Source organism: Streptomyces sp. NPDC060209, from assembly GCF_042728155.1.
Taxonomy (GTDB): Bacteria; Actinomycetota; Actinomycetes; order Streptomycetales; family Streptomycetaceae; genus Streptomyces.
This window is the reverse complement of sequence record NZ_JBHWZS010000458.1, coordinates 1-4,907: the sequence shown is the minus strand read 5'-3', so window position 1 is coordinate 4,907 and position 4,907 is coordinate 1. Positions and strand designations below refer to the sequence as shown.

At 69.5% G+C, this 4,907-nt stretch carries 4 protein-coding genes; 1 reads left to right on the top strand and 3 read right to left on the bottom strand.

What is annotated here, in order from left to right; all coding sequences use genetic code 11:
* Nucleotides 1–41 precede the first annotated feature (41 nt).
* The 3 genes from ACFWFI_RS40980 to ACFWFI_RS40970 all read right to left on the bottom strand — a co-directional run bounded on the left by ACFWFI_RS40980 (nucleotide 42) and on the right by ACFWFI_RS40970 (nucleotide 3,497).
* Complete coding sequence (locus ACFWFI_RS40980) at nucleotides 42–1,472, bottom strand: DUF2637 domain-containing protein (protein ID WP_387400776.1); 1,431 nt, start codon at nucleotides 1,470–1,472, stop codon at nucleotides 42–44.
* A gap of 181 nt (nucleotides 1,473–1,653) precedes the next feature.
* On the bottom strand, nucleotides 1,654–2,448 hold the full coding sequence (locus tag ACFWFI_RS40975) for a DUF3558 domain-containing protein (protein WP_387400774.1): 795 nt from the start codon (nucleotides 2,446–2,448) through the stop codon (nucleotides 1,654–1,656).
* A gap of 236 nt (nucleotides 2,449–2,684) precedes the next feature.
* Nucleotides 2,685–3,497, bottom strand: coding sequence for a DUF3558 domain-containing protein (locus tag ACFWFI_RS40970; protein ID WP_387400773.1), 813 nt, complete (start codon nucleotides 3,495–3,497; stop codon nucleotides 2,685–2,687).
* Nucleotides 3,498–3,669: 172 nt separating this feature from the next.
* Between ACFWFI_RS40970 and ACFWFI_RS40965 the strand changes: the two genes are divergently transcribed.
* Nucleotides 3,670–4,863: an RtcB family protein gene (locus ACFWFI_RS40965; protein WP_387400772.1), complete on the top strand. Its 1,194-nt coding sequence runs from the start codon at nucleotides 3,670–3,672 to the stop codon at nucleotides 4,861–4,863.
* Nucleotides 4,864–4,907: the final 44 nt, after the last annotated feature.

Below are 4,907 nucleotides of genomic sequence, written 5' to 3'. Positions count from 1 at the left end.
CCGCTCAGCGGCCCGCCCGTTCCTTCTGTCCGCATCCGCTCCTACGCGATGTGGTCGGCGGCCATCTCGTTGTCGAAGCGCTGCTTGAAGCCGGGCAGCAGCCGGCGGAGCAGAGCGGCGCTGCGCGGGTGGCGGACGTTGTGGCCGTCCGAGAGGTGTATGTCGAGCACTTCGGCGCTCGGGTAGTCCTGGTGCTGATGCGTGTACGCGGTGAACACGTCGTACGCGATCTCGCTGAACTCGATCTCCGCCTCGGCCCATTCGGCCGGGTCGGCTTCCTGCTGAGCGGTGTCCTGCTGTCCCGCCTGCTGATCCGGCTGCCCGGCTTCCTGCTGCTGTCCGGGCTCCGGTTCCGCGGCACGGGGGTGCGGGAACGCGCCGATCGTGCCCACGTTGCCGAGCGGGCGGGTCCGGCCGGGGCCCGAGGGGATCATCACCGGGGCGGTCTCGATGCCCTCTTCGTACGCCGGGTCGTACGCGCCCTCGTAGGCCTCGTCCGGCGCCTTCTGGGCGAACCAGGGGCTGCCGTGCGAGCCGGGGGCCTCCTGGGGGTACTGCTGCTCGGCGAGTTGCTGCTGGTGCTGCTGGTCGGGCAGACCGTACTGACCGTGCTGGTCGGGCTGTTCGTGCTGCGCCTGCTGCCGGTCCTGCCGCGGGTCCCGCTCCTGCTGTCCCTGTCCCTGCTGTCCCTGCTGTTCTTGCTGTCCCTGCGGCTGCGGGACGTACGGGAGCTGGGGGTGCTGTTCGGTCTCCACGGCTGCCGGAGCCGGCGGCAGCAGAGCCGGCTCGATGCCGGCTGCGGCGAGGCCCGCCGGGGCGGTCTCGGCGAGCGGGACGCCGTACTTCGCCAGGCGCAGCGGCATCATCGACTCGACGGGCGCCTTGCGGCGCCAGTTGCGGCCGAAACGGGCCTGGAGGCGGGCCTGGTAGATCAGCCGGTCCTGTTCGAGCTTGATGACCTGCTCGTAACTGCGCAGCTCCCACAGCTTCATCCGGCGCCACAGCTTGAACGTGGGGACGGGGGAGAGCAGCCAGCGGGTGAGGCGGACGCCCTCCATGTGCTTGTCGGCCGTGATGTCCGCGATCCGGCCCACGGCGTGCCGCGCGGCCTCGACGGAGACGACGAACAGGATCGGGATCACCGCGTGCATGCCCGTGCCCAGCGGGTCGGGCCAGGCGGCGGCGCCGTTGAAGGCGATCGTCGCCGCGGTCAGCAGCCAGGCGGTCTGACGCAGCAGCGGGAACGGGATGCGCATCCACGTCAGCAGCAGGTCCAGCGCGAGCAGCACGCAGATACCCGCGTCGATACCGATCGGGAAGACGATCGAGAAGTCGCCGAAGCCCTTCTCCTCCGCGAGTTCACGCACGGCGGCGTACGAACCCGCGAAACCGATCGCGGCGATGAGCACGGCGCCGGCGACGACCACCCCGATGAGTACGCGGTGTGTGCGTGTCAGCTGCATTGCGGCCACCCGCGATCCCCTCCCGACTTCGATGGACCGGCTCCACTTCGGCATCCGGCGCGGGCACAGCCTGGCACATGCCGGCCGGGCCTGTTGCGTGGGGAGGGGCCGAAGCCCGGTACTCGTGGGAGCACCGGGCTTCGGCAAGGCACCTCCGGGCAGGGGAGTTCGTGCTCCTGCCCGGCTCGGATCACGACTTGTCGTCGGCCTCCGTGGACGCCTTGCCCGACGCCTTGGCGGAGGGGGAGGACGATGCCTTGGCGGACGGAGAGGCCGAGGACTTCTCCGTACCGCCGACCGAGGCGACGGCTTCCGCGGCGGCCTTGTGGGCGTCCTTGAGGATGTCGGCCGCGGAGGGTGACTTGGCGCCCGCGAACCCGGCCCCGTTGTAGGTGACGCTGACGACGACGTTCCCCGTGCGGGCCACGACCGTCGCGTACTCGAAGTCCTCGCTCGACTTGCTGAGGCCGTACGTGACGGAGGTGCCCTGCTCGCCGAGACCGGTGGCGGGCTTGGCCGACACCTTCTTGGCGCCCTCGGTCGCCTGCGCCTTGGCGATCTGCTTCGTGTACTCGTCCGTGGCGCGCTTCGCGCCGCTGCCCAGGGACTGGTCCGAGTCGAAGCGGGTGAAGCCGACGTCGAGCCAGCGGTACTGCGAGCCCTTGACGCCGTTGTCGTCCAGGCCGTTCCAGGAGCAGCCGCCGCGGCTGGCGGTGTCGCTGGACTTGCCCGGGGTGCCGCCCTTGTTCTTGGTCTTCGGAACCAGGTCCTCGATCGTCTTCTTGTCGAGCGAAGCACAGGCGTCGGGCAGCGCGCTGAACTTCGCGGGCTCGACGGTCGGCTCGGTCTTCTTCGCGCTCGGAGAGGTCGAGGAGGCCGAGTCCTTCGAGTCGCCGGAGTCCGACGAGCAGCCGGCGACGACGAGCATCACCGGAACGGCGGCGCAGGCGAGTATGCGGGACAGTCGCGGGGCTGATCGGTGCATGGTTCCTTCACTCGGACGGCACGGCGGTCTCGGTCGTGCGGGCGGGCGGTACGTCGGTCGGGCGGTCGCGCGGTCGGGCGGTCGGGCGGTACGTCGCGGGTCGTACGCCGCTCGGTACACCCGTATGTCGGTACGTCGGTCGGGGGCCACGGTACGACGGACCGCGACCGGATGCCGCCTTCGGCCGGAGGCCCCCGGAGGTGCGGGGGATCCCGGCCGGGGCCTCCGGGGCCCGGCTAGGTGTTGAGGCTCTCGGCCAGTTTCCGCGCCAGGGCCTGGGCCTTCTCCTGCAGTTCCCCGCTGTCGGGAACCTCGGTGACGCGGGCCGGCTGCTCGGTGTACTGGACGGTCACGATGACGTTCGATGTGCGGAATACCACGCTCACGGTGCGGTGCTGCGCGGTGGAACCCGCCCTGGTGAGCTCATCGTCCAGGAATGCGGCATCCCCGAGCTCGTCGAGCAGCCGCGGCCGGAGATCCGTGTCGGAGTCGGTGGTGCTGCCGGACGGGTCGGCGGAGGGCGTGGCGGAGGATATGCCGCTCGGGGAGCCGGACGGTGTGCCGCCGGCCGTTTCGGATGCCGACCCGCTGGGCGTCTCGCTGGGGGTGACACCGGCCGACGTGGGGAGGGCGGCGGCGTCCTCCTTCGTCGTGTACACCTCCCGGGCCCGGTCGTCGTCGCTCACCGCGGGGTCGTACGACACGACGCGCTCGAAGTCGATGGACAGGTTCCGGGAGGCGTCCGGGGCATCCGACTTCCAGCGGCAGCCGACCTTGCGGTCGGTGTCGTAGGTGACGGTGGCCGTGCCCTCGTACACCTTCTCCTGCTGTTCCTCGGGCAGCTCGGCGGCACCCGGCAGCAGGTCCTTGAGGGTGGGGCGCGGCACGGCGCGGCAGGATTCGGGAAGCGTCCGGTACTTCCCGGGAGGCGCGGCCGTGACCGTCGGGCTGCCGGGCTTGCTGTCGGCGTCGGGGTCGTCGGCGTCGGAGCCGGCGCTGCAGCCGGCGACGAGCGCTACGAGGAGCGCGACGCCGGGTACGTACGCCATGTGTCGCACGGTCCCAGGCTCCCTTCGGTACGAAAACGGGTTGCCGCTGGATAGCGGCCGGTGGACACAATGTGTATCGCACGCGCCGCTGTGAATGCCGGTCGGCCGACCTATATGCCGACCTCGGCACCGGTTTTGCGCTTTCAGTCTTTTTCGGGGGAATTGAGGGGTTATGTCGTATGTAGAGGTGCCGGGTGCGAAGGTTCCCATCCGGATGTGGGCGGATCCGGCGTCGGTCGAGGACGTCGCGATGCAGCAGTTGCGGAACGTGTCCACGCTGCCCTGGATCAAGGGCCTCGCCGTCATGCCGGACGTCCACTTCGGCAAGGGCGCGACCGTCGGTTCGGTGATCGCGATGCACGGCGCGGTCTGCCCGGCCGCGGTGGGCGTGGACATCGGCTGCGGTATGTCGGCAGTGAAGACGTCCCTCACGGCCAACGACCTGCCGGGAGACCTCTCGCGGCTCCGGTCGAAGATCGAGCAGGCGATTCCGGTGGGCCGGGGGATGCACGACACCACGGTCGACCCGGGGAAGCTCCACGGCTTCCCGACCACCGGCTGGGACGACTTCTGGTCGCGGTTCGACGGGATTGCCGAGGCGGTCAAATTCCGGCAGGAGCGGGCCACCAAGCAGATGGGAACGCTCGGAAGCGGGAATCACTTCATCGAGTTCTGTCTCGATGAGGCGGGATCGGTGTGGCTGATGCTGCATTCCGGTTCCCGGAACATCGGCAAGGAGCTCGCCGACTTCCACATCGGGCAGGCCCAGAAGCTTCCGCACAACCAGGGCCTGGTCGACCGTGACCTGGCGGTCTTCATCGCGGACACGCCGCAGATGGCGGCGTACCGCAACGACCTGTTCTGGGCTCAGGAGTACGCCAAGTACAACCGTTCGATCATGATGGGCCTCTTCCAGGACGTGGTCCGGAAGGAATTCAAGAAGGCCAGGGTCACGTTCGAGCCGGTCATCTCCTGCCACCACAACTACGTGTCGGAGGAGCGGTACGACGGCATGGATCTGCTGGTCACCCGAAAGGGCGCCATCCGCGCGGGCTCGGGGGAGTTCGGGATCATCCCCGGCTCCATGGGGACCGGCTCGTACATCGTGAAGGGGCTCGGGAACGACAAGTCGTTCAACTCCGCCTCGCACGGTGCGGGCCGGCGGATGAGCAGGAACGCGGCCAAGCGGAGGTTCTCTACGCAGGACCTGGAGGACCAGACGCGGGGCGTGGAGTGCCGTAAGGACTCCGGCGTGGTGGATGAGATCCCGGCGGCGTACAAGCCGATCGAGCAGGTCATCGATCAGCAGCGGGACCTGGTCGAGGTCGTCGCGAAGCTCAAGCAGGTCGTGTGTGTGAAGGGCTGAGGCCCGCCACCCCGCCTGAGCGACAGGCCCCGGACCGACGTCGG